This is a genomic window from Pseudobutyrivibrio xylanivorans (assembly GCF_010906925.1).
In the GTDB taxonomy this organism is placed as follows: domain Bacteria; phylum Bacillota; class Clostridia; order Lachnospirales; family Lachnospiraceae; genus Pseudobutyrivibrio.
Genome location: NZ_VTVE01000002.1, coordinates 206,073 through 231,885 on the forward strand (window position 1 = coordinate 206,073; position 25,813 = coordinate 231,885).

At 37.8% G+C, this 25,813-nt stretch carries 26 protein-coding genes; all 26 read right to left on the reverse strand.

Annotated features, from left to right (window positions below):
- Positions 1-46: 46 nt before the first annotated feature.
- Complete coding sequence (locus F0Q01_RS07705; RefSeq protein ID WP_090155484.1) at positions 47-1,612, reverse strand: ABC-F family ATP-binding cassette domain-containing protein; 1,566 nt, start codon at positions 1,610-1,612, stop codon at positions 47-49.
- Positions 1,613-1,710: 98 nt separating this feature from the next.
- The gene (locus F0Q01_RS07710; protein ID WP_090487949.1) at positions 1,711-2,427 is read right to left on the reverse strand and encodes a LiaF transmembrane domain-containing protein; all 717 of its coding nucleotides are present in this window, start codon (positions 2,425-2,427) and stop codon (positions 1,711-1,713) included.
- The gene (locus tag F0Q01_RS07715) at positions 2,424-2,885 is read right to left on the reverse strand and encodes a LytTR family DNA-binding domain-containing protein (protein WP_090487950.1); all 462 of its coding nucleotides are present in this window, start codon (positions 2,883-2,885) and stop codon (positions 2,424-2,426) included. Before F0Q01_RS07715 ends, F0Q01_RS07710 begins: the two co-directional genes overlap by 4 nt.
- Before the next feature lie 152 nt (positions 2,886-3,037).
- A complete protein-coding gene (locus F0Q01_RS07720) occupies positions 3,038-3,391 on the reverse strand; it encodes an arsenate reductase family protein (protein WP_090488392.1) in 354 nt (117 codons plus the stop codon).
- Positions 3,392-3,517: 126 nt separating this feature from the next.
- Positions 3,518-4,156: a lactate utilization protein gene (locus tag F0Q01_RS07725; protein WP_090155493.1), complete on the reverse strand. Its 639-nt coding sequence runs from the start codon at positions 4,154-4,156 to the stop codon at positions 3,518-3,520.
- Positions 4,157-4,193: 37 nt separating this feature from the next.
- A complete protein-coding gene (locus F0Q01_RS07730) occupies positions 4,194-6,146 on the reverse strand; it encodes an ATP-dependent helicase (protein ID WP_090487951.1) in 1,953 nt (650 codons plus the stop codon).
- 42 nt (positions 6,147-6,188) lie between these two features.
- Entirely contained in the window at positions 6,189-6,428 is a 240-nt protein-coding gene (locus tag F0Q01_RS07735) for a DUF1653 domain-containing protein (protein ID WP_090487952.1), read from the reverse strand.
- 150 nt (positions 6,429-6,578) lie between these two features.
- Positions 6,579-7,541 carry a phosphatase PAP2 family protein gene (locus F0Q01_RS07740; RefSeq protein WP_090487953.1) on the reverse strand — a complete coding sequence of 321 codons (963 nt, stop codon included), beginning with the start codon at positions 7,539-7,541 and terminating at the stop codon, positions 6,579-6,581.
- 44 nt (positions 7,542-7,585) lie between these two features.
- Positions 7,586-7,900, reverse strand: coding sequence for a hypothetical protein (locus F0Q01_RS07745; protein WP_090487954.1), 315 nt, complete (start codon positions 7,898-7,900; stop codon positions 7,586-7,588).
- A 106-nt stretch (positions 7,901-8,006) separates the two neighbouring features.
- Positions 8,007-8,168: a hypothetical protein gene (locus tag F0Q01_RS07750; protein ID WP_163927190.1), complete on the reverse strand. Its 162-nt coding sequence runs from the start codon at positions 8,166-8,168 to the stop codon at positions 8,007-8,009.
- Complete coding sequence (locus F0Q01_RS07755) at positions 8,161-9,129, reverse strand: hypothetical protein (RefSeq protein ID WP_090487955.1); 969 nt, start codon at positions 9,127-9,129, stop codon at positions 8,161-8,163. The genes F0Q01_RS07750 and F0Q01_RS07755 overlap by 8 nt, the downstream gene beginning before the upstream one ends.
- 11 nt (positions 9,130-9,140) lie before the next feature.
- A complete protein-coding gene (locus F0Q01_RS07760) occupies positions 9,141-9,881 on the reverse strand; it encodes a DnaA ATPase domain-containing protein (protein ID WP_090487956.1) in 741 nt (246 codons plus the stop codon).
- A gap of 27 nt (positions 9,882-9,908) precedes the next feature.
- Positions 9,909-11,162: an AAA family ATPase gene (locus tag F0Q01_RS07765; RefSeq protein ID WP_090487957.1), complete on the reverse strand. Its 1,254-nt coding sequence runs from the start codon at positions 11,160-11,162 to the stop codon at positions 9,909-9,911.
- Positions 11,163-11,256: 94 nt separating this feature from the next.
- A complete protein-coding gene (locus F0Q01_RS07770; protein ID WP_090487958.1) occupies positions 11,257-11,982 on the reverse strand; it encodes a hypothetical protein in 726 nt (241 codons plus the stop codon).
- Between the two features lie 17 nt (positions 11,983-11,999).
- Complete coding sequence (locus tag F0Q01_RS07775; RefSeq protein WP_090487960.1) at positions 12,000-13,199, reverse strand: MBL fold metallo-hydrolase; 1,200 nt, start codon at positions 13,197-13,199, stop codon at positions 12,000-12,002.
- Positions 13,200-13,215: 16 nt separating this feature from the next.
- A complete protein-coding gene (locus F0Q01_RS07780; protein WP_090487962.1) occupies positions 13,216-14,199 on the reverse strand; it encodes a helix-turn-helix transcriptional regulator in 984 nt (327 codons plus the stop codon).
- Between the two features lie 124 nt (positions 14,200-14,323).
- Positions 14,324-14,638, reverse strand: coding sequence for a hypothetical protein (locus F0Q01_RS07785; protein ID WP_090487964.1), 315 nt, complete (start codon positions 14,636-14,638; stop codon positions 14,324-14,326).
- Positions 14,639-14,851: a hypothetical protein gene (locus F0Q01_RS07790; RefSeq protein WP_090487965.1), complete on the reverse strand. Its 213-nt coding sequence runs from the start codon at positions 14,849-14,851 to the stop codon at positions 14,639-14,641.
- 288 nt (positions 14,852-15,139) lie between these two features.
- The gene (locus tag F0Q01_RS07795; RefSeq protein WP_143096645.1) at positions 15,140-15,505 is read right to left on the reverse strand and encodes a hypothetical protein; all 366 of its coding nucleotides are present in this window, start codon (positions 15,503-15,505) and stop codon (positions 15,140-15,142) included.
- A gap of 353 nt (positions 15,506-15,858) precedes the next feature.
- Positions 15,859-16,770 carry an IS3 family transposase gene (locus F0Q01_RS07800; RefSeq protein WP_143096646.1) on the reverse strand — a complete coding sequence of 304 codons (912 nt, stop codon included), beginning with the start codon at positions 16,768-16,770 and terminating at the stop codon, positions 15,859-15,861.
- Positions 16,707-17,198: a helix-turn-helix domain-containing protein gene (locus tag F0Q01_RS07805; RefSeq protein WP_090487971.1), complete on the reverse strand. Its 492-nt coding sequence runs from the start codon at positions 17,196-17,198 to the stop codon at positions 16,707-16,709. Before F0Q01_RS07805 ends, F0Q01_RS07800 begins: the two co-directional genes overlap by 64 nt.
- Positions 17,199-17,378: 180 nt before the next feature.
- On the reverse strand, positions 17,379-18,566 hold the full coding sequence (gene tuf / locus F0Q01_RS07810) for an elongation factor Tu (protein ID WP_090155506.1): 1,188 nt from the start codon (positions 18,564-18,566) through the stop codon (positions 17,379-17,381).
- A 106-nt stretch (positions 18,567-18,672) separates the two neighbouring features.
- Positions 18,673-20,790 (reverse strand): elongation factor G, encoded by a 2,118-nt coding sequence (gene fusA / locus F0Q01_RS07815; protein ID WP_090487973.1) that lies wholly within the window; start codon positions 20,788-20,790, stop codon positions 18,673-18,675.
- A gap of 15 nt (positions 20,791-20,805) precedes the next feature.
- Entirely contained in the window at positions 20,806-21,276 is a 471-nt protein-coding gene (rpsG, locus tag F0Q01_RS07820; RefSeq protein ID WP_028242927.1) for a 30S ribosomal protein S7, read from the reverse strand.
- Positions 21,277-21,423: 147 nt separating this feature from the next.
- Positions 21,424-21,843 carry a 30S ribosomal protein S12 gene (rpsL, locus tag F0Q01_RS07825; protein WP_028234583.1) on the reverse strand — a complete coding sequence of 140 codons (420 nt, stop codon included), beginning with the start codon at positions 21,841-21,843 and terminating at the stop codon, positions 21,424-21,426.
- 296 nt (positions 21,844-22,139) lie between these two features.
- A complete protein-coding gene (gene rpoC, locus F0Q01_RS07830; protein ID WP_090155426.1) occupies positions 22,140-25,811 on the reverse strand; it encodes a DNA-directed RNA polymerase subunit beta' in 3,672 nt (1,223 codons plus the stop codon).
- Positions 25,812-25,813: the final 2 nt, after the last annotated feature.

The following is a 25,813-nucleotide window of genomic DNA, read 5'->3' on the forward strand; positions in this document are numbered from 1 at the left end:
ATGTGAAATGACAAATGTCATTTATTATTTTTCATTTTTTCACATACTATATAGTCTTTGTGGTCCATGTACTACAATCCCACACATCAGTAGCCAGTCCCTCATAGAACTCTGGCTCATGACATACCATAAGAATGCTGCCGTTGTACTCCTTAAGCGCACGCTTCAGCTCGTCCTTGGCATCCACATCAAGATGGTTGGTAGGCTCATCAAGTAGAAGTAGATTGGTCTCACGATTTAAAAGCTTGCAAAGTCTCACCTTGGCCTGCTCACCACCTGAAAGAACTCTACACAAGCTCTCTATATGTTTTGTTGTAAGTCCGCACTTTGCCAGTGCTGCTCTTACTTCATTTTGATTGTACGATGGAAACTCGTTCCATATTTCCTCGATACAAGTTGTTGAAATATGCTGATCCATCTCCTGCTCAAAGTATCCAATTTCAAGGAATTCTCCCTGATAAACTGTGCCTGAAAGTGGTGGAATCAAGCCTAAAATGCTCTTTAAAAGTGTTGTCTTTCCGATACCATTGGCACCAGTGAGCACTATCTTTTGCTTGCGCTGCATCTCTAAATTAAGAGGCTTTGAAAGTGGCTCATTTTTATCGTAGCCTATAATCAAGTCCTTTGTGGAGAATATTACACGGCTTGGGGTGCGGGCTTCCTTAAAGTAAAATTCTGGCTTTGGCTTTTCTGCTGCAAGCTCAATCATGTCCATCTTGTCTAGCTTTTTCTGGCGTGACATTGCCATATTTCTAGTAGCAACATTTGCCTTGTTTCTAGCCACAAAATCCTTTAACTCAGCTATCTCCTTCTGCTGTCTATTGTACGCTGCCTGGAGCTGACTCTGCTTCATAGCATAGACTTCCTGGAACTTATCATAGTCGCCAACATAGCGATTAAGCTGCTTGTTATCCATGTGATAAATCAAGTTGATAACCGAATTTAAAAATGGCACATCATGGGAAATAAGGATAAATGCATTCTCATAGTCATTGAGATAGCGCTTTAACCATTCAATATGCTCCACATCCAAATAGTTGGTAGGCTCGTCAAGAAGTAAAATGTCTGGCTTCTCTAAAAGCAGCTTTGCCATAAGTACCTTGGTTCGCTGTCCACCTGAAAGCTCTGTTACATCCTTATCAAGTCCCAACTCGAGAACGCCAAGGGCTCTAGCGACCTCCTCAACTTTTGCATCTATCATATAGAAATCATGCATGGTAAGCAGGTCTGCAATAGTACCAGCCTCCTCCATGAGCTTGTTCATTTCCTCGTCATCTGTAACATCTCCAAGGCTAGCATAGATGTCATTCATCTCCTGCTCCATCTCATAGAGAAAATCAAATGCACTGTGAAGGACACTGCCTATAGTCATTCCCTTTTCAAGAACAGTATGCTGATCCAAGTACCCAACTCGCACCTTTTTCGACCACTCTATCTTACCTTCATCTGGCTGAAGCTTGCCTGTGATTATATTCATAAATGTGGACTTACCCTCACCATTGGCTCCAACAAGTCCAATATGCTCACCCTTTAAAAGTCTAAATGAAACATCTTCAAATATGGCTCTATCTCCAAAACCATGGGATAAATGCTCTACGTTTAAAATACTCATATTACCTCACAATGAAGAACTCCCATTGAAAATTTGCCTTCGACAAATGGGAGTTCTGTATATCAAGAAATCTTCCCTAAAGGGCCCTCCTTGATACATTATTCAAAATAAATATCTGTTGAACCAAGACCGTTATCAACATTTGCATAAACGATTGGCTGGTTTTCATCCTTGGAGCCTTCTCCGTGGATGTTAATTTTTCCGAGTCCGTTTTCTGTCTTAAATACTACTCTAAATTCCTTTGGGAAATAGATATTAAGTTGGCCTAAGCCATTGTCGATATCAAGCTTTGCCCCCTCTGGTGCAATTGTTGTGCCATTCATGTAAACCGTAAGCTGACCAAGGGCATTATCAATATTACCCTGACGGAGATTCTTGATATTAACATACTGGGTCTTTGTGCCCATATTATTATCTAAGTCAAATCTGTCTGTATCCTCAGTATACTCTGAGCCCCCAGCATCACAGAATTTGTCATGTGCATTCTCGTAGATTTTAGTATATTTCTTCTTTCCAAATATAAGTGTAAGTCCTACTCCAATAAGCACAAATGCAAGAATGATTATTGCATAATTTACACTGCCAAGACCTAATTCACTTTGGAATAAGCATGCGCCAATACCAAGTGGGAAACATACTCCAAGCCAGCTTCTTTCAAAAAGTGACTCTATAAGTACTATAGCTAGGATAATGCACATTCCAATTTTTACCATTGGAAATGTCTGAAATGCTGTTGTCTTGCTAAGAAGTAAACATACCGCAAATGCGATAATCGCTAGTCCTCTAACTACTGCTTTAATTCTATAATCTTTCATCTTTTCAACCTCTTTTCATCCATGATTTCTATCAATGCTTTAATATAGTTTCTCGATGCATAAGCCTTCTTAATGGAGTTCCTAAAGGATATCTCGCTTGCTCCTGTAATGTTCTTTTTAATAGAAGCAATTAGTTCCGTATTTACGATAGTCGATTTGGATACTCGTAAAAAATCCCTCGGTAACAACTCCTCAAGCTCATATAATTTTTGTCTAACCCTGTAGATTGACTTTGCTGTGTGGACAGATATGTAATTACCATCAGCCTCCAAAAACAATATTGTTTTGACATCCACATAGTACTCTGTGTCATCAATATAGGCTGATATCTTTTGCCCACCTGTCTGCTTTTGGGATAACAGTCGCTGCAGCTCTAATATCTCATCTGTTATCTCTCTGCAATGGATGGTTATCATGTCCTGCTGTAAAGAATCATCTACGTCAATATTTATCTTCATAACTATTGGCGCCTCCTATGATTATAATTTTACATATCTTTTTTCCTCGTACAACAATTTGGGATAAGAGGTAAATTTTATCTCCTGAGAGGTAAATAAAAGATGCTTGAAATACTTTCAAACAGACTCTCTAATTCTTTTTTATATGGAAACTATTTTGTCAAATCACTCCAGGTCTCTTCCTTAAATCCTGGCATTACGCCCTTATCAGTTATCAAAAGAGGTCTCTTAACAAGCATTCCATCTGATGCAAGAAGCTTGTACATCTCAGCCTCACTCATATCAGGAAGCTTCTTTGAAAGCTCCATTTCTCTATAAAGCATTCCGCTAGTGTTGAAGAATTTCTTAAGTGGAAGTCCACTTTTCTTGTGAAGCTCCTTAAGAGTCTTCTCATCTGGATGATTCTCTTTTATATCAATAACTTCATGGTTGATTTTATTATCCTCAAGCCATTTAATAGCCTTTTTACATGTGGAACATTTTGAATAGCAATATACTTTAATCATAGTTTCTCCTCTCTTGTAGGCAAATTCCTTAAATATTATCTTCATTTTCTCATATTTGTTGCCAGAAAAAAAGCTTCTGAGAATGTATCCCAGAAGCTGAAATAATTTCACGTATTAATTTTTCTTTTAGAATCCTAAAGAATCGTTAACAAGAATCACATGCATTCTGTCATTATGTCTAGAATATCTAGTAATTAAAAACTGGCAGCAAATAGTATCAGGTGATTTACAATTCATGCATGAACCAGTCTGTGCGCATGGTGTTGTAAGTCCAAATCTCTGAGCGTTGATTGGTGCTGCCACATTTCTCGCACGCTTCATAGCACCATCAATATCATCACACACCTTATTCATACCTACGATAAAGATAACGTGCTTTGGTCCATGGGCAATAAAAGAAACTCTATTTGAATTGCCATCTATATTTACCATTACGCCATCTTCTGTGATAGCATTGGCACTTGATAAGAAATAGTCTGCATCATAACCCTTTAAAGTTGCAGCTCTTTTTTCTTCAGGTGTTTCGGCATTTTCTCTTTCGATGAAATTATAATTGCCATTTTTTAATGCATCTACAAGACCAATCTCCCTTGCAGACATAGCCCCACCCATTGTTACTGATGAAGTCTCTGGAATTAAATCAAGGGCTATCTTAAGTGCCTCTTCCTTAGTAGCAGCATAGTAGCCTGTCATATTTCTTGATTCAAGCCCCTTGATAACCTTCTGTGCCAGCAGTTGGTTACGCTTTGTGATATTTTCGTTCATAACGACTCCTTCCTTCTCTTTTAATTAACCCTTTTTATTAACTCTGCTTTCTCATCCTATTTAGATAAGATGATGCTGCAGTAGTATATGATTTTTCAGGTGATACTTTCTCCGGTCTTGTCTCTTTTTCTTCAGCCTCTTCAACTAGCGCTAATTCTTTGACAAAAACTGATTGCTTATTTAAATATTTAAAAATAGTAAGCCTTTCCTTAGCTCGAGTCATTCCCACATAGAAGATTCTTCTTTCTTCTTCAAAATCCTTTTTATCCTGAGCTGATGCTCTTGAATTTTTCCTAATGACTTTGCTTGGAAATACCCCATTTATAACATCCATAAGAATTACACTGTCATACTCCAATCCCTTGCTAGAATGGATTGTGGAAAGTATCAGCTTCTCCCTTTTTCCATTTTTCTTTTCAGAGAGAATCTGGCGGAGTTCATAAAGGCGATTTATAAATGATGGAATAGTCGGCTCCTGCTTTGCAAGCATTTTTAGAATAAATAACTTATTCTTATCTAGATTATTTGCAGTCATGTATTCGCCATATCCCATATATTTTTCTATTCTGATGATAGCCTTGTATGGGTCCTCATTTACCATGTTCTTAAAATGAGTGTCAAGAGATCTGCAATTACCTAATACCCGCCCATTAATATTTATAAGCTCTGCCGCCTCTAATATGGATGAGCGATTTCTCTCGGCCAGCCTGCACATTTCTATTGCGTTTTGCTTGCTGAGATAGGACTGGAATTTAAAATATATCTTCATAAATAATTCTTCATCCATTGGTACAAATGAAAACTGAAGAATGTTTAATATATCTAGCACCACTTTATTTGTAAAAAAAGCCATATCCACATTTTTAATGTTATAAGGCAATGCTTTTCTCTCCAACAAATCCACAAGCGGCAAAATGCTCTCGTTGTCTCTATATAATATGGCTGTCTGGTTTTGAATATTCTCTGCCACCTTAATTAGGTAAGCATACTGCTTTTCCCGACTAATCTCCAGGAAATTAATCTCAGATGTGCCCTCTCTTGTAGCACATATATGCTTTTGATACCTGTCTTTGTTATGTTGTATAAAAATGTCAGCGGCCTCTATTATTTTTGCATTGGAACGATAGTTTTTGTCCATGTATAAAACTTTTGCTCCAATATGCTCTTTCTCAAAATTTAAAAGAGCATCTGGGTAGGCTGCTCTAAATCCATAGATACTCTGGTCCTCATCTCCTACCATGAAAATATTGCCAGCATTTCCCGCCAGCAAATTAATTATCATATGCTGGATTTTAGAAGTGTCCTGAGCCTCATCAACACAGATATATGGATACTGCTTTTGATAGTAATCAAGTATAAATTTAGAGCCCTTTAAAATCCTATATGCATAGACCATCTGGTCATCATAATCCATCAGACTTCTTGATTTAAGCTCATTATTATATATTTCGTATATTTGAAGTAAATCAAGGTCCTCATCTTTCCCAAGCTTCTTGATTTCCTCTTTATCTAAACACATATTTTTGCAATATGTAATTAACGTCCTTACAGTTTTAATATCACTTTCTGTCGGATATTCTCCCACTACGTTTAAATAAATATTTCCGAGAAGTGCGCCTATTTCCTTTTCATCTGTACATAATTCAAATGAAGGCTTGTCAATTAATCGACCATAATGAGCGATTACCTTGGCACAAATTCCGTTGATAGTTCTGAACTCTAGTCTATCTGAAACTTCCTCGCCAAATATATTTTTAAATCGAGCAGCCATGTCTTTTGTTGCTGCCACGGTGTATGTAAGTGTGAGAATATTTTCTGGCGCAATGCCCTTGCAATAGAGCATATATCCCAAGCGATTAACTAACACTGTAGTCTTGCCACTTCCTGGAACTGCCAAAAGAAGCACAGGCCCCTCAACAGTCTTCACAGCCTCAACCTGCTGCTCATTGAGCCTGGCTCCGTATGTTTCAAAAAATTCCTGCTGCGTCATATATAACTACGATATTATCTCCTAATCTCTTTGTTACCTATATTATTTCTTTGGCACATCCTGCAACTGGAATCTATATTTCTGCTCTACATCAGGGTACTTCTCATGATCCACCTCTGATAAAAACATATCCAGCGGTCTCACCCATAGAGAACCATCATCATATAGCTTTCTATAAATTACCATATCTTCCTGTGTCTCCGAATGCTTGCATACATCCTCAACCAAGTAGTAGTTTCCTTTAAAATGTTTATAAATTCTGTGTAATTGTAATTCTTGCATTTTTATTCTCCTTTTTTGCTCTCATCTTATATAATACGGTTTTCTATAGAGGTATTCTAGTAAAAAACTCTGAATCATTCTCATGATGTATATAAATATATAGTAAGAGCCTTATCAAATCTAGTGGGATTTGATAAGGCCCTATATTTTTTAGCTCCGCTCTGTGTTTCCCTTAATTGCTCCTATTCTTGTAAAGATCAGTGGACCAAAGAAGAAAGGACAGAAATAGCGTATTCCATTTTTCACAAATGCCTCTATCCATCTGACTGATACTAGTGAAGATATCATATCGGCAAATATATCACCTAATAGATAAACTGTAATTCCTATAATCGCTCGAATTAATTTATCTTTCATACTTAGGTTTTCTGTGCTGAAGGCGATATATTTTTCTTCTAGAATCCAAGCAGATAGAATTCCTATAATCAATCCTGCTTTATTTGCGTATGATTTAATAGCGCGAACAGGCTTATATATAATTTTGCCTGCCTCATTATAATCAATAGGATAATTCTTAACTACCATAAAAGCAGTAACTACCACAATAACTGCAACCACTACAAAATAGAAAATCATACGATTTTTTAATGAATCTCCCAGTTTCTTTTGAATAATGCTGGTCAGATATATTACTGCTATGGCTTCTAATATAGCTACTATTACATCCTGTGGTGTATGTACGCCTAGATAGTTTCTTGAAAATGCAACTAAAAGTACCAATAATATAAAAGTCGCACATACCGCTTTCTTTTTACGATAAACATAAGCAATAGCGCCATAAGATGAAGCACTGCTTTGTGTATGACTACTTGGGAATGAATATCCCCCCGCCCCTTTAATTGCTTTTTTTGTTGGTTTTATCAGCTCTGAGCGCATCCATGGTCTATATATGCAAAATATGTTTTTAATAATAACATTTAGAACAGAGCCTATAGAAAAAGAAATCAATACAAACTCACCCTTCTTCTTATCTATACAGAAGAATATTATCATAGGAATCAATATAAGCAGAGCTCCCCCTGCTGTATCAGTTATAAATTGTATTAGCTCATTGAACCATTCAGGAGCCCTTAATCTGATATTCTGTAAAAAAAGTAAATACTTAATATCCATTTATAACTCACCTTTCTACAACTCTCTAAATTCCATATTTCTCTTTATTTCTTATAATAGTAATAGAAATCCATTACAATCAGCGGTGCTAATGTACAAGCAACTAGGGCGCCTCCCATAATAACAAATAAATCATTTACTATTATTTTGCCTAGTATAATTGCCAATAAACCTAATGTACTTATTGCTCGAACTATTATATATTTCCTTTCATACTTCCATTCATCTCTTTTATCTCTTATATAAAGTAAACATACCCCATAAATAATAATCATCATCCATACTGAACCGCCAAAAAACTTGAAGGCCAATACCAATGATAAAATTAACGCAAAAACTCCCCATACCTTATTACTCATACGTTATCCTTCCATATACAACAATGATATTTTTTAGAATCTATTCTTTTATCCATACAATATCTTAACTCTCAGTTTTATGCAACAACATTTTATATATTGTATATTAATAGCATAAAAAAACCCTCCGAGGAAATCCTCGTGTTAATATATCAAAATCTTTAAAGCCTGATGCTAGCCCTGATATTATTCTCTTATTTTCATATGCATTTTGAGCATCATTTAATTCTTCAGATACAAGTCGTCGATTAATGCGTATATTATTCATATACAAACTCTCCTTTATAATATTGACAATAATTCATCCAATGAGCTCTAGGAAATAGGCAGGCAATTTTCGTACAAGATTCAATAAACCATGCCGGAATATTAGCGTTTTCCATTACATCTAACATTTCAGCGTTCCATCCTCTGTGTTTTGGAATACCTTTTCTTACATAATCTGTAATCTCAAAAGCAATTTTTCTATCCACACCATGGTCTAATAACATTTCATAAACATCTTCTCTGTTGCCAATCACCTCATGTAAAGTTACAATTCCATTCTTTATTAAGTATTCAGCATTGTTTTCCCATACTCCAATACCATGTCCTAAGCCCAAACATTTAATATAGTCCGCTACTTCTATCGGTTTACACTCCAAGAATGGCCTATAATTTTCTAATTTTGCTTTAGCTGCTGTTTTTTCATAGGGGAAAAATAAGAAATGAAATGAATCTGGAATACTTGCAAATCCTTTATACACTCTCCTCTGTTCTCCACCAATAACTACTCCACAATAATCGCCTTCATCTGTAAAAAATTTAGATATATTGTCATGGAGCAGATTTTCATCAAAATAAGCTACTAGCTTTTCATACAACGAAGGAGAAACATTTGCCTCAAAACAACATCGATAATCATTACTATCGTTTATACAAAATTCAGAATATAACTTAGGGTTACAATCAACAGGATCAATGCTTGTCATGCCTAAAAGGTAAGCTAAAACCAATGAACCAACTGTACCTCTAAACCAATATTCCTCTTCGTTTGCATTAATTGCCTGTAATACATCGTAAATAAATAACCAGCACGAAGCAGATTTTTGTTTTTCTGTGATTTCCAATTCCCAAAGCAATCTTTCTCTAGCCTCCTCTTTTTTGTCTACCTTATAAAGCTTTTGAAATTTTGATTCACATAACAACAAGAGCTTCTTATCTGCATCTTCAACATATGGATATTTCATTCCTTAGACTCCTAAACATTTATTTTGTAAGAATAATGAGCAGCTGCTTCAAATATATTTTCAACCTCAGCCAACGATGGTTCATGATCATAAATATCTATCCACATCTTCATAGTATTTATCATACCTTTTAATTTTGTGATGCTTTCTCCTGCATGTTCTTTTAGATAGTCTTTAACGTCATCACTGACACATAATCCTTCCAAAATATTTTTATTAAGAATTGAATCTATCAACATAGCATTAGGCTTTTCTATGGATGCAACATAGAATATATCAATTTGCAATTTAAACTTAGGGCAATCAACAAATAATTCGTTAATACCAGTAGTTGATGAGACTACAAGCTTCTTTCCATCATTCATTATTCTTTCAATAACATGTAGAAGTTCCTCTCTCGTTGCCTCAAGATGCTGCAACCAATCCAAGTCATCAATGATTAATATATCTGCATTATAATATCTTTGTCGCATTTTATTCATCGATTCAGCATTATTAATTGCTCTCATATTTTCGATTACTTCATTAGCAAACTGTTCTCCTGTGACTAATATTATGTTCATATCTGCGTTTTTGTCTTCAATATTTCTTTTTATTGAATTCAACAAATGTGTTTTTCCAGTTCCGTTTGCGCCATAGATTAATAAAGGGTTATATAATTCGCCCAAGCTATTAGCAAATCTAATACACGCCTCTTTTGCGAAACGATTTGTTTCTGAAACAAGAAAATTATCGAATGAAAATGTATTCATAATCCAACACCTACCCTTCTGGAACTGCTATCTATTCATCAACTTTTGTACATCTGAATAGATTAATGTTGTTTGCTTAAGCAATGCCTCTGTAAACGTATCTAACAAATATCGATTTTCAATAAGCAATTTCCTTACAGCCGTATAATTTCTTTCCATTACAGCTACCATTTCTCGATTTCTGTTTTCAGCCGCAAAATCAGAGTCCTTATCTTGTATCCAACTATTGAAGCCAAACGAACACGTACTATCAACAATCTTTTCTGCGTAATCAAACGCCATATGTAAATCATTATTAGCCCCCATATCAGATGCTCCAAATACAATTTCAGTTGCGGCTTTTCCAGCTAATGAAATTTGAATTAATTTTTCAATATAATCAAATGTATACTCACTCTTAGGTCGTCTGTAATATCTAACAAATCCCAAATTGTTAGGTCTGGTCTTTCGCATTGATACAATGCTTACACTATCAGGATCAAGTATTTCCGCAACCATAGCATGGGCAGCTTCATGGTATGCTACTTCCTTTAATGAATCTTCGCTCATTGGTTTATTTATTTCTGCAGCAAGAAATATTTCATCAAGACAAGCATCTACAATATTTTGCATCTCTATTTTTTCTTGATTTTTATATGCAGCTTTCATAGCAGCCAATGAAATAATAATTTCAAGAGTTGCACACGAGTATCCATCCATTAATCGAGCAATTGACTCGGCATCTAGGTCTGCAGCAACAGCTGTATTTTTCAAATAATGTTCTATAATCTCAACTGCCTCATGTTTTAATGGTGTACCAACATCTATTGAGAAACCTAAACGGCCATAACGTAATAAAGATTTAGGCATATCAGAAACATCATTTGTAGTTGCTATCACAAAGACATCTTTATCACGTACTTCATCGAGACAAGCTTGAACTGTAACATATTCTTCTGCGTCCTTACCTCCATCTTTTTCTGCAAATTTATCCAGATCATCTAGTAAAATAATAGAAGGCGCTTTAGCAACCGCTTCTTCGAAGGCTTTTGATATTTCTTCTAAAAAACTTCCATTGGATTTCTTTTTGCGAACCACAAAGCTTTCTCTCCCAGTCGCCTTAATAAAACAATTGGCAAACGTTGTTTTTCCTGTTCCAGGTTCACCATCCAATAGGACTGCATTGATACGCCGAGCCCCCATCTTCTTATATTTATCTGAATTCTTTAGCATATCTATTATTTGTCTTAACTGGTTCTTTACATCTTCATACCCAATGATTTCCTCAAAATAATCTTTCATAGCAATCCTTTCTTTACAATTACAATGTGCTTTTATATGTACATAATAAAAAAAGCAATGCGCAGTTTTTAGCACATTGCTTTAAAGTTTCGAATTATTTAACTATCTGATATAAACCATTATCAAGTGGTCCTTCAATATAAAAGATTTGTATCTCTAAACTTTTTATTAATTTTTTTAATTCAGATCTTTTTGTGTCTGCTTCTGCCATCTGTTGGTATTGAAATTTATCTTTGAACACTAATGGTGCGGGTAACAATTTGTAATCACTAGGTATATTAAAGTCCTTAAATAACTTATCTTTATCAACAATTTTAGAATACGTATATGCTTCTAGAACGCAGCGTAACATAGTCTCCTTGCTATCCTTCTTTTTTAACTCTAAAATATAAACAACCTTATCAGCTTCATTAATTGCTAAAAGATCTATTTTCCCTATACCTATATCTGCATTACTGTTTTTTAATGGGACTTCGTAGTCTTCTATGGCACCAATTAAATCAAAACCATTCTTTATCTTTGACTGTTTCAATAATATCTTTGCAAGATTTTTTTCTTCTTGGTTAGTCAACGTGATTTCCGCATTGTGATTTACAACTTTATAACTTGCCTGTCTGGTAATAAATCTAATGCTTCTCAATTTTTCTATATTCTTATTAACAACCTTTGCAATTACTTCGGAACGATACGTATTTGGATTATCGCTCATATAATCTTCATTCGCAATAAAGCTTTCTTTATAGAACAATTGAGGATTATCTCTTAATTTCTTCTCACATATTTCTATCATTTTTTCGCAGGTAAAATTTCCTTTTGACATAAACAGCCTCCAATATATTACAAAACAATATAATTTTTATCTGATATTTCTATGTTTTCTATTTCTGGCATAATATCAAGGTAGGCACCTTGTTTTTTGTATGACGAATGATGAATTATCAATTTCTTTGGCTTTACAGAATTTACTACGTATTCTAAATCTTCCTTTGTAACATGCCCTGATACATGGACTGTACATTCTTTACCTTTCGCATAGCTAATCATTTTCTTAATCATAGTCTTATCTCTATAGCCGCTCCACATAGAATAGATTAATTTTGTCTCAAAAAGGTGCTTCTTAAAATAATAATCTACTATAGGCATAAAGAAATCATTTGCCCTCACTACCATACCAAATCCACTTGTTTCTATACTCTCCTTAAGATTATCGTCGTAATACAAGACTTTTCTGGATTTAAGTGATGATTCCCGTTCTTGGTCATAAATTTTAATTAAAGCTTGTTGATATTTATCGGTAATCATATATTTACCATATGGTACACATCTGGAAAATGCCGCTATTCTATCTAACTGCGATGATGATGTAAGTAAGAACACATACTTATACTCTTCAAAGATTTTTTCAAACTGTTCAGCTACCCATTCTTCATCAAGCTTTTTTATATTGGGCTCCTCACATCGAGTAATGGTAGTTCCCTCAGTAATCATCAAATCTATTAAGCCTAATCCTTTAAGTTGAGTTTCTAGTTTTTCTTTATAAAATCCATGTAACCTATAATCTCCAGTCAGAAGAATTCTCTTTCCACATCCTTCAATTAGATACATCACTGAATTTGCAGCTGAATGATCAGACGCAAGTGGTGTAACTTGCAAATCTTTTATCTTTATTGTCTTACCTACCGAGATTTCATTTACAGAATCCGCCCACACCGCACTACCAAGACTCTTCATATGCTCCTGTTGTACCTCCAGAATTTTCTTTGCATATTTTTCCATATACACTGGAATATTTGCATCCACATAATCGATTTCACCTATATGATCGCCATGATAATGAGTAAGAAAAATCCCATCACAATCCATAGGTCCAGTGGTAACTCCTTCAATCTCAAGAAGTTCCTGTTCTCCTTCATCTTCTAGCGGTGAACCAACATCAAATAATAGCCTTGTAGTGTCTGTACATATTTCTGTACAAACTCCACCTATCTGATTAGCACCTCTATGTAGCTTAACTCTTATAGATTCATCCATTCCCATATGCTATCTCCTATAATCAACGATACCTCTTTTCTATTTCTAAGCAAGCACTCTTGATACGTTTTCTCATACTTTCAGGTTCGAGTACCTCTATATTTAAGCCGTATTGCATAGCCCAATAGAAAAAAGTATCAGGATTACATTTCAAACTGATAATGATTTCATCTTCGCCTTCAGTAACTACTCTGAAGTCTTTTCCGAAGCTATCTACAAGATTATCCATCAGATTCTCATGTGCTTTTAACTTAATATGAATGCTATCGCCAGAATACATATAAAAATGTTCAGCCAAGTGCTCTTTCAAATTAAGACCATTTTCATATCCTTTAATGTTTTTAATCGACTTCACTTTTTCTTTTAGAAGCTCCACATCAGTGATTCTATCCAATCTATAATGAGATAAGTTTTCATACTCAGCATTATTGGCTATAAGGTAATATTTCCCTCTATTGCTAATCATCTGATACGGGCTTACAACATATTTATAATCTCGCTTTGGATGAAGCTTAAAATCTATTCCGTATTGCAAATAAGAAAAGGATATCTGCCGTCCCTTTGAAATTGCCTCATCAATAACAGCTATAGAATCCATAACCTTTTGGTTATCAGCATTCTTTCCACTGAAAGTACTATGGATATGTGACACATGTGCTTTAAAAAATTTATTTGAATATCGCTCCAACTTCTTTACTAGAGAATGAGCATCCTTATCTGAAATAGCACCTGATGTAAAAATACTATCGATTATTAAACGTAGCTCAGCATCTGTAAAATCTCTAGTGTTTAAATAGTAGCCTTGTTTTGCCACGATATCGTATCCCATTTCTTGAAGGCTAACTATATTATTCTTAACTGCTCTTCGCTCACAATCCATTCCATAGTTGGTTTTGAGCAAATCAATAATATCCTGTTGTAAAAGCCTATGGTCACTATCAGAATATTCTCTTAAAATATCTAGGATGAGCATATTCAGCATTTTCTTGGTTCCCGTTCCGTACATATAATAGCCTCCAATAATAGTATCTAATGAGGATAATAACATTAATGTATGTGCATTTTATGGCACATTGGTACTATTTATTAATTATAAAGAATTAGATTCTCATTTAGTTTTTTGACACTTTCTATCTCTCCAATCCATGTTCCTTTTTCTTAGGCTTAATCTTACGCTGTGCATTATGCTCATCTGCAATCTTTTGGGCTTCCTTAAGTCGCTCGTAAATACTAGTTTTTGTTTTCTCAACCACCTCAAGTCCACGAGACTTGAACAACCATTCTTTAAACTTCCTAAAGATATCAGAAATTGTTTTACCCCAAAATGATTGAGAATTTTCTTCTATTGCTAACTGTAAAAATTCTTTCTGGAGTGTAGATTCTGCTATCTTGTTTACTGCTTCATTTATCATCTTTTCTGTCTCAAGTGAGACTTTGTTTTTCACCTAAATAAGAGATTCCTTTTCGTCTTCTAGTCTACTTACATCTGCTGATATTACTTCATACTCTGCCTGTTTCATTCTAATATAGAACTCCTTAGACATATCATTGTTTCTTCCCTTTTCTTTTGACTTTAGCGTTTCATTACCAAATATTTCTGGGTGATCTTTTATTAAGACTTCAGCATTTTCATGTAAGATATCTTGTATTTGTTCCATTCTCTCTTTGTTAAATATCTTCGTTTTAGCAACATGCTTCTTTAGTCCTCTCTGATATCCTTCTGCAACTGGAACTCATTTCTATACTTGCTTTTACAGTGCTTTTATTATTGATAGTACTATTAGAATATGCATTATATAATTGATTTACTGAAATACCTGACATAATACCTACCTTCTAACTAAAAAAGCATTTGTAAAACAGATTAATCCGTTAATTACAAATGCTTTCCCTAATCAATATTATCTTATATTTTATATCGATTCTTATTGCTTACTACTTAACTATTATTTCTTTATCATTTTCTTCTTCATCATGATATGTTCAATCTCTAGCCAAGCTACCTCTGCAAATATCACTATCATAAACAAAACAACTTGAAGCACGCCACTACTATCTTGATTTATAAGAACACCAAAAATAAACAGTGAAATAAAAAGCATGCCGCCATATAAAATGAAGTTTCTTCCATGCCTATGATTCCATTCTGTGACACTAGTTAATTCATCTTCGCTTGGTGGTTTTTCTCCAGTGTTAATTGATACTGGCTTTTTACTTTTGTACTGTTGAATCCCCAATATAATAAATATAAGCGAAACAAAAAATGATATTGCTAAATAAATAATTGTACCCGCCATATCTAATTCTCCCATTGACATGCAAACATTTGTTCTCTATAATACTTCTTAGTGCTACCATTCACGGTAGGCGGTTAGTCCTTCTCTCGGAGGACTGTGACCTCCGTTCATATAGAGATTTCTATCCCTCTCTTAGGGAAATCTTTACTGGAGGACTTGCGTATGCTGACAATCACAGACTTAATCGCAGTCTTAGGACTGTGTGCGACTTTCTATAGTCTTGGTTACGTGCGAGGTAAGCATGATGCCAAGATACAAAAATAACCGCCGAGCCTGACAAACTGAGCGGTTATTTTTAATTGCTTTATTGTTTTGGGCTAACCGTCTATGAGACGAACCCCAAATGTTAGACAGTAGCCACCCAAGAATTAAGCTCCATTTTTTTGAAATTCTTCTCTATATTTCACAGGAGAAGTTCTCAATCTAAGCTTAATTCGCTCATTGTTATAGTACTCTATGTAGTCTCTCATTGCAAGTTCTAGCTCATCAAGAGACTTAAAATGACTTTCCTCTCCATAAAACATTTCACTTTTCATTAATCCAAAAAAATTTTCCATTACTGAATTATCTAAACAATTTCCTTTTCGTGACATACTTTGAATAATACCAGCTTTTTTGAGTCTGTTTTGATATTCATTCTGTCTATACTGCCAACCTTGATCAGAATGCATAATTAAACCGGTAATATTTAAATTAGTATTCAGAGCATCTTGTAACATCACCATTGTTTGCCTGAAATTAGGGCTTTTTCCTATATGATAGCTTACTATCTCGCCATTGAACATATCCAAGATTGGTGAAAGGTACAATTTCCCTGCTGTAATTGAAAACTCTGATACATCAGTAGTCCATTTTTCCCCTGGTCGGTCAGCTTTGAACATTCTGTTAAGAACATTATCAGCAGCTTTTCCAATATCTCCTTTATAGGATTTATATTTTTTTCTTTTGACCTTACAATGAAGCCCTAACTCATTCATAAGTTTAAGTACTAACTTATGATTAGCAGTAACGCCTTCATTTCGTAACTGAATTGTAATCCTTCTATATCCATATCGACCTTTATTTTCATTAAAAATTCTAGTAATATGCTTTTTTAAATCTCTGTGTTTATCTTGAGCTTTTTTCTTTTCATAATAATAGTATGTTGAGCGAGGTATACCTGCGCATCTTAATAATGCCATCAATGGGTACTTCAGCCTTAGTTCTCTGATGACTTCTACTTTTTCGTATAACTCTGGTTTTCCCTTTTCTGAACTAAGGCATTGAGTTTTTTTAAGTATTCATTCTCCATGCGAAGATATTCCAACTCTTTTAATAAATCCTGGTTCAAATCAACAGGTGTCCGTGGTTTCCTGATTTTAGAAGACCGTCCCCTACCATCTTCCATTAATGCACTTTCCCCCTTCTCATAATACTTTTTCTCCCATCGCTGTATCTGTGAACGACACACATTAAAATGTGCGCTAGCTTCATGCAAAGAGCAATGATTCTCTTTCATATACTTTAACACACTTAACTTGAATTCACCTGAATATGATCTCTTAGGTGTTTCAAGCTTTGCATATCCATGCTCTTTTACAATTCTAACCCATCCCATAACAGTTGTTTTGCTTACACCTATGGTTCTTCCCGCTTTTAGATATGAATACCCATCATCTAAAACCATAGATACTACTTTACACTTATCTTCGTAACTAGTTTTTTGCATATAAAAAACCCCTCCTGTTAGAATTTAATGTCTAACATTTGGGGTTCAATGCACTATCGGTAGCACTCTTTGTATATAGATATTACCATCAATAGTCTATTTCGTCAAACAAAAAAGCCCTCCGAGGAAATCCTCGAAGGGCATAATTTTTATAATTTGGGTTGGGCTGTTCGCTCGTTATTACTCGATGATTGTAGCAACACGACCAGAACCTACTGTTCTACCACCCTCACGGATAGCGAATGTAAGACCCTGCTCCATAGCGATTGGGTGGATGAGCTCGATTGTCATCTCTACGTTATCGCCAGGCATGCACATCTCTGTACCTGCTGGAAGCTCGCAAACACCTGTAACGTCTGTTGTTCTGAAGTAGAACTGTGGACGATAGTTGTTGAAGAATGGAGTATGACGACCACCTTCATCCTTTGTAAGAACGTAAACCTGAGCTGTAAACTTTGTGTGGCATGTTACAGTACCTGGCTTAGCAAGTACCTGTCCACGCTGAATCTGATCACGGTTAACACCACGAAGAAGTGCACCGATGTTATCACCAGCCTGAGCCTCATCAAGAAGCTTACGGAACATCTCGATACCAGTTACAACAGTCTTCATTGTGTCTTCCTTGATACCGATGATCTCAAGCTCGTCGTTAAGGTGAAGAACACCACGCTCTACTCTACCTGTAGCAACAGTACCACGACCTGTGATTGTGAATACGTCCTCTACTGGCATAAGGAATGGCTTATCTGTCTCACGCTGTGGATCTGGGATGTACTCATCAACTGTGTTCATGAGTTCCATGATCTTGTCGCCCCACTCGCCGTTTGGATCTTCAAGAGCCTTAAGAGCTGAACCCTTAACGATTGGACAATCGTTGAAGTCATACTCCTCAAGCTGCTCTGTAACTTCCATCTCTACGAGCTCGATAAGCTCCTCATCATCAACCATATCACACTTGTTAAGGAATACTACGATGTAAGGTACACCTACCTGACGTGAAAGAAGGATGTGCTCCTTTGTCTGAGCCATAACACCGTCAGTTGCAGCAACTACAAGGATAGCGCCGTCCATCTGAGCAGCACCTGTGATCATGTTCTTTACATAATCAGCATGGCCTGGGCAGTCAACGTGTGCATAGTGTCTCTTCTCTGTCTGGTACTCAACGTGAGCTGTAGAGATTGTGATACCTCTTTCTCTCTCCTCTGGAGCCTTATCGATGTTCTCGAAGTCTACCTTTGCGTTACCAGATACTCTCTCTGCAAGTACCTTTGTGATAGCTGCTGTAAGAGTTGTTTTACCGTGGTCTACGTGTCCGATAGTACCGATGTTACAATGTGGTTTGGTTCTGTCAAAATGCTCTTTTGCCATTTTTAAAAATCCTCCTTAATATAATGCCCTAACCGGGCTGTTTAGTTCTAAACTCTCGGTATTTCCGATTATAATAGAAATACCGAGTTTTTTCAACTATTTAGAATTACTTTGAATGATTAGAGATAATCTGTTCCTGAACGTTCTTTGGTACTGGCTCATACTTCTCGAAGAACATTGAGTAGTTACCACGACCCTGTGTTGATGAACGAAGCTCTGTTGAGTATCCGAACATCTCTGCAAGTGGAACAAGTGCTCTAACGATCTTGCCGCCGCCAAGATCATCCATAGACTGGATCTGACCTCTCTTAGCGTTGAGAGATCCGATTACATCACCCATGTATTCCTCAGGCATAGTAACTTCAACCTTCATGATAGGCTCAAGAAGTACTGGAGCTGCCTTAGCCATAGCTTCCTTGAAGCACATTGAACCAGCAATGTGGAATGCCATTTCTGATGAATCGACTTCATGGTAAGAACCATCGTAAACGTCTGCTTCTACACCAAGAACAGGGAATCCGCAAAGGATACCAGCCTTAGCTGCTTCCTCGATACCCTCACCAACAGATGGGATGTATTCCTTAGGAATAGCACCACCAACTACTGAAGACTTAAATCTGAATGTCTCTTCAGCGTTAGCATCCATTGGAGTAAATCTAACCTTACAGTGACCGTACTGACCACGACCACCTGACTGCTTAGCATACTTGTATTCCTGATCAACAGGCTTTGTAAATGTCTCCTTGTAAGCAACCTGAGGTGCACCAACGTTTGCCTCAACCTTGAACTCTCTAAGAAGACGATCAACGATGATCTCAAGGTGAAGCTCACCCATACCAGCGATGATTGTCTGACCTGTTTCCTGATCAGTGTGCTGACGGAATGTAGGATCCTCTTCAGCAAGCTTTGCAAGAGCCTCGCCCATCTTCTGCTGACCAGCCTTAGTCTTAGGCTCGATAGCAAGCTCGATAACTGGCTCTGGGAATTCCATAGACTCGAGGATTACTGGGTGCTGCTCGTCGCAGATTGTATCACCAGTTGTAGTAACCTTAAGACCTACTACAGCTGCGATATCACCAGAGTAAACCTTGTCTAACTCTGTACGCTTGTTAGCGTGCATCTGAAGAATACGACCTACACGCTCCTTCTTATCCTTTGTAGCGTTAAGGCAGTATGAACCTGAGTTCAATGTACCTGAGTATACACGGATAAATGCGAGCTTACCAACGAATGGGTCAGCCATAATCTTAAATGCTAAAGCTGCGAATGGCTCTTCATCTGAAGAGTGCTTCTCAACTGGGTTGCCATCCATATCTACACCCTGGATAGCTGGTACGTCTGTAGGAGCTGGCATGAACTCAAGGATTGCGTCAAGAAGCTTCTGAACGCCCTTGTTTCTGTAAGCTGAACCACAGCATACTGGGATAGCACGACACTCGCAAGTACCCTTACGAAGTGCTGCCTTAAGAGCATCAACAGAAGGCTCCTCACCCTCAAGATACTCCATCATAAGATCATCATCTAACTCACAGATCTTCTCAACGAGCTCTGTGTGATAAAGCTCAGCATCCTCTGCCATATCAGCTGGGATGTCTGTGATAGAAATATCATCACCCTTATCATCGTTATAGATGTATGCTTTCATCTCGAAAAGATCGATGATTCCCTGGAAATCATCTTCCTTACCGATTGGAAGCTGAAGAACGATAGCATTCTTCTTAAGTCTATCACGGATCTGATCAACAGCTCCGTAGAAGTTTGCACCAAGGATATCCATCTTATTGATGAAAGCCATTCTTGGTACGTTATATGTGTCAGCCTGTCTCCAAACATTCTCTGACTGTGGCTCAACGCCACCCTTTGCACAGAAGACACCAACGGCGCCATCAAGTACACGAAGGGAACGCTCAACCTCAACAGTAAAGTCTACGTGGCCTGGTGTATCAATGATATTGATACGGTGCTCTAAAGCACCCTTCTTAGGCTTGCAGTTTTCCTGCTCAGTCCAGTGACATGTTGTAGCAGCTGAAGTGATTGTGATACCTCTCTCTGCTTCCTGCTCCATCCAGTCCATGGTTGCAGTACCTTCGTGTGTATCACCAATCTTGTAGTTAACACCTGTGTAATAAAGAATACGCTCTGTAAGTGTAGTCTTTCCGGCATCGATATGAGCCATAATACCAATATTTCTGGTACGCTCAAGTGGATATTCTCTTCCTGCCACTGTTAGCCCCTCCTATTAGAATCTGTAATGAGCAAATGCCTTATTAGCCTCTGCCATTCTATGCATTTCTTCTTTTCTCTTAACAGCTGAACCTGTGTTACCAGCTGCATCCATGATCTCGTTTGCAAGACGCTCTTCCATTGTCTTCTCAGTACGTGTACGTGAGAACATTGTGAGCCATCTAAGGCCAAGGGCCTGACGACGATCTGGTCTTACTTCGATAGGTACCTGATATGTAGCACCACCGATACGTCTAGCCTTTACCTCGAGTACAGGCATAACGTTGTTCATAGCTTCCTCGAAAACCTCAAGTGCTGGCTTTCCAGTCTTTTCTGCGACTTTGTCAAATGCACCATATACAATCTTCTGAGCTACACCCTTCTTACCATCAAGCATGATGTTGTTGATAAGCTTTGTAACTACCTTGCTATTGTATATAGGATCTGCCAAAACGTCTCTTTTTTGAGTATGTCCTTTTCTTGGCACGATACTTCCCTCCTTAACTAAAATTTGTTAGATCAACGGTACTCACATGTAATACTGTGTGTTCGTGCAGTATTTATCTTAAGTAAAATAAAATACAACACTAACCAAAGTTTATGTGATATACAATAAATTAATACCTAAGCTATCTTATTTTGCGTCCTTAGGTCTCTTAGCGCCGTACTTTGAACGTCCCTGCTTGCGGTTAGCAACGCCGGCTGTATCAAGTGTACCTCTGATTACGTGATAACGTGTACCTGGTAAATCCTTAACACGGCCACCACGAATCAAAACAACGCTATGCTCCTGAAGATTGTGACCTTCGCCTGGAATGTATGAAGTTACTTCGATTCCGTTTGAAAGACGAACTCTGGCAATCTTACGAAGAGCTGAGTTAGGCTTCTTAGGTGTAGCTGTCTTAACAGCTGTACATACACCACGCTTCTGTGGAGAAGAAGTGTTTGTAGGCTTCTTCTTAAGAGAATTGTAACCTCTCTGAAGTGCTGGTGCTGTAGACTTCTTTACAGATGTCTGACGACCTTTTCTAACTAGCTGGTTGAATGTTGGCATTCTTTTTTACCTCCTAATTTATTCTTTTGCATGGAAATGGGCGCAATTACCCTATTAGCGCATGCTAGAACATTATATTTCCAATAAATCATTATGTCAAGCGTAAAAATGTGAAAAAACTAGGGCCAATATAGGCCCTAGTTCTATACATACTATATATAGTAGATTCTATTATTCAACATCCTGGTTCAAATGCAGTAGATGATAACTGCATTTGAATCTGGCTTTCAGCCAGACTACTTTCTTGAACATTGTTCAAGAAAGCATCCTATTACGATGTTGAATAATCTTGATGATTATTCAACATCTACTAATTCATCTGAAGTTGTGAGCTCTTCTGTCTCAGCTTCTCCCTCAAATTCCTGAGCTAATGCTGCGTTTGCAATATCAGCATCTGTAGAAAGTGGAATGTTAGAGTATCTCTTCATACCAGTACCAGCTGGGATTAAGCGACCGATGATAACGTTCTCCTTGAGGCCGTTAAGTGGATCAACCTTACCCTTGATAGCTGCATCAGTAAGAACTTTTGTTGTCTCCTGGAATGAAGCTGCTGAAAGGAATGAGTTTGTAGCAAGGGCTGCCTTTGTGATACCAAGAAGTTCCTGTGTACCAGTTGCAACTGCCTTACCCTCTGCTTCCATCTGCTCGTTAGCTTCCTCAAAATCAAGCCAATCTACAAGTGAACCAGGCATGAATCCTGTATCACCAGCATCGTCGATTCTGATTCTCTTAAGCATCTGACGGCAAAGTACCTCAATATGCTTATCGTTGATATCAACACCCTGTAAACGATATACACGCTGTACCTCGCGGATAAGGTAATCCTGAACAGCTGCCTTACCCTTGATAGTAAGGATATCGTGTGGATTTACAGAACCTTCTGTAAGTTCATCACCAGCCTCAAGCTCCTGACCTGCAAGAACCTTGATACGTGAACCGTAAGGGATGAGGTATTTCTCAACATCACCTGTCTCAGAGTTAGTTACTACAACCTCTCTCTTCTTTGTCTTAGAATCCTCTTCGATTGTAACTGTACCAGCAATCTCAGTGATGATTGCAAGTCCCTTAGGCTTTCTAGCCTCGAAAAGCTCCTCGACACGAGGAAGACCCTGAGTAATATCGTTACCAGCAACACCACCAGTATGGAAGGTTCTCATTGTAAGCTGAGTACCTGGCTCACCGATTGACTGAGCTGCGATAATACCAATTGCTTCACCAACCTGAACAGCACGTCCTGATGCCATGTTAGCACCGTAGCACTTAGCACAAACACCAACGTGTGAACGGCAGTTAAGAACGTTTCTGATCTTAACCTTCTTAATTGGCTGACCCTTATCATCAACACCGCGCTCAATAATAGCTGCTGCACGCTTTGGTGTAATCATATGGTTAGCCTTAACAATCATCTCGCCATTTGCATCATAGATTGAATAGCAAGAGAATCTACCTGTAATACGGTCCTTAAGAGACTCAATCTCCTCACGACCATCCATGAATGCGTATACCCACATACCTGGAATCTCACGATCTGTACCAGCTACACAGTCTGACTCACGGATAATAAGCTCCTGAGCAACGTCAACCATTCGACGTGTCAAGTAACCTGAATCGGCTGTACGAAGAGCTGTATCAGAAAGACCCTTACGAGCACCATGAGCTGACATGAAGTACTCAAGTACGTCAAGACCCTCACGGAAGTTTGACTTGATAGGAAGCTCGATTGTACGACCTGTTGTATCAGCCATCAAACCACGCATACCAGCAAGCTGCTTGATCTGCTTATCAGAACCACGGGCACCTGAATCAGCCATCATGAAGATGTTGTTGTACTTATCAAGACCATCAAGAAGGTCCTTAGTAAGCTCATCATCAGTATTCTTCCATGTATCAACTACTTCACGGTAACGCTCCTCCTCTGTAATAAGACCACGCTTATACTGACGTGTAATCTTATCTACAGTCTCTTCAGCTGCAGCAATAAGCTCTGGCTTCTGAGGTGGAACTGTCATATCTGAAATTGAAACTGTCATAGCAGCAATTGTTGAGTAGTGGTAACCCATAGCCTTGATATCATCAAGAACCTCTGCTGTCTTTGTAGCTCCATGTGTATTAATAACTTTTTCAAGGATCTGCTTTAACTGCTTCTTACCAACGTGGAAGTCGATTTCTGGAGCAAGCTCATTCTCAGGCTTTGTACGATCTACATAGCCAAGATCCTGAGGAATAATCTCGTTGAAGATAAGTCTTCCAAGTGTTGATGAAACATTACCTGTAACAACAGTACCATCTGCTAACTTCTTAGACATACGTACTGTGATACGTGCATGCATTGTAAGTGCTTTGTTCTCGTATGCAAGAATAGCCTCGTTGAGGTTCTTGAATGCCTTACCCTCGCCTGGCTCTTCTCTTCCATCACCTACTGTAGTACCACGCTCCTGTGTAAGGTAGTAAATACCAAGGACCATATCCTGTGAAGGAACGGCAACAGGACCACCATCTGAAGGCTTAAGTAAGTTGTTAGGTGAGAGAAGCATAAATCTACACTCAGCCTGTGCCTCCTGTGTAAGTGGAAGGTGAACAGCCATCTGGTCACCGTCGAAATCGGCGTTGAAAGCTGTACATACAAGTGGATGAAGCTTAATAGCTCTACCCTCTACAAGAATTGGCTCGAAAGCCTGAATTCCAAGTCTATGAAGTGTAGGAGCACGGTTAAGCATAACTGGATGCTCTTTAATGACATCTTCAAGGATGTCCCAAACCTGTGGCTCGAACTTCTCAACCATCTTCTTAGCGTATTTGATGTTGTGAGCCATACCATTGCCAACAAGCTCCTTCATAACGAATGGCTTGAAGAGCTCAAGTGCCATCTCCTTTGGAAGACCACACTGGTAAATCTTAAGCTCTGGACCTACTACGATAACTGAACGTCCTGAGTAGTCAACACGCTTACCAAGAAGGTTCTGTCTGAATCGTCCTGACTTACCCTTAAGCATGTCTGAAAGTGACTTAAGAGGTCTGTTACCAGGACCAGTTACTGGACGACCACGTCTACCGTTGTCGATAAGAGCATCAACAGCTTCCTGAAGCATACGTTTTTCGTTACGTACGATGATATCAGGAGCGCCAAGCTCAAGAAGTCTACGGAGACGGTTATTTCTATTAATAATACGACGGTATAAGTCGTTAAGGTCAGATGTGGCAAAACGGCCACCATCAAGCTGTACCATAGGACGAAGATCTGGTGGAATAACAGGGATAACTGTCATAATCATCCATTCAGGTCTATTTCCTGACTCGCGGAATGCTTCAACAACCTCAAGTCTCTTAATGATACGTGAACGCTTCTGACCAGTAGCGTTATCAAGTTCAATCTGAAGCTTTGTAGCCTCTTCATCAAGGTCAATTTCCTTGAGAAGCTCCTGGATAGCTTCAGCACCCATTCCTACTCTGAACTGGCTACCATAAGTCTCTCTAGCCTCCTGGTACTCAGCCTCTGTAAGAACCTGCTTATACATAAGAGCTGTATCACCTGCATCAAGTACGATGTATGATGCAAAGTAAAGAACCTTCTCTAATGTCTTTGGTGAAAGATCAAGAATAAGTCCCATACGTGAAGGAATACCCTTGAAATACCAAATATGTGAAACTGGTGCTGCCAACTCAATGTGGCCCATACGCTCACGACGTACAGATGCCTTTGTAATCTCAACACCACAACGGTCACAAACTACACCCTTATAACGAATCTTCTTGTACTTTCCGCAGTGACATTCCCAGTCCTTGCTAGGTCCAAAAATCTTTTCGCAGAAAAGACCGTCCTTTTCAGGCTTCAGTGTACGATAGTTAATTGTCTCAGGCTTTTTAACTTCACCGCGAGACCACTGTCTAATCTTTTCAGGTGATGCCAATCCAATCTGTATTGCGTCAAATGCTATTGGTTGATATGTCGCTTCTCTATTCTCTGGCATTT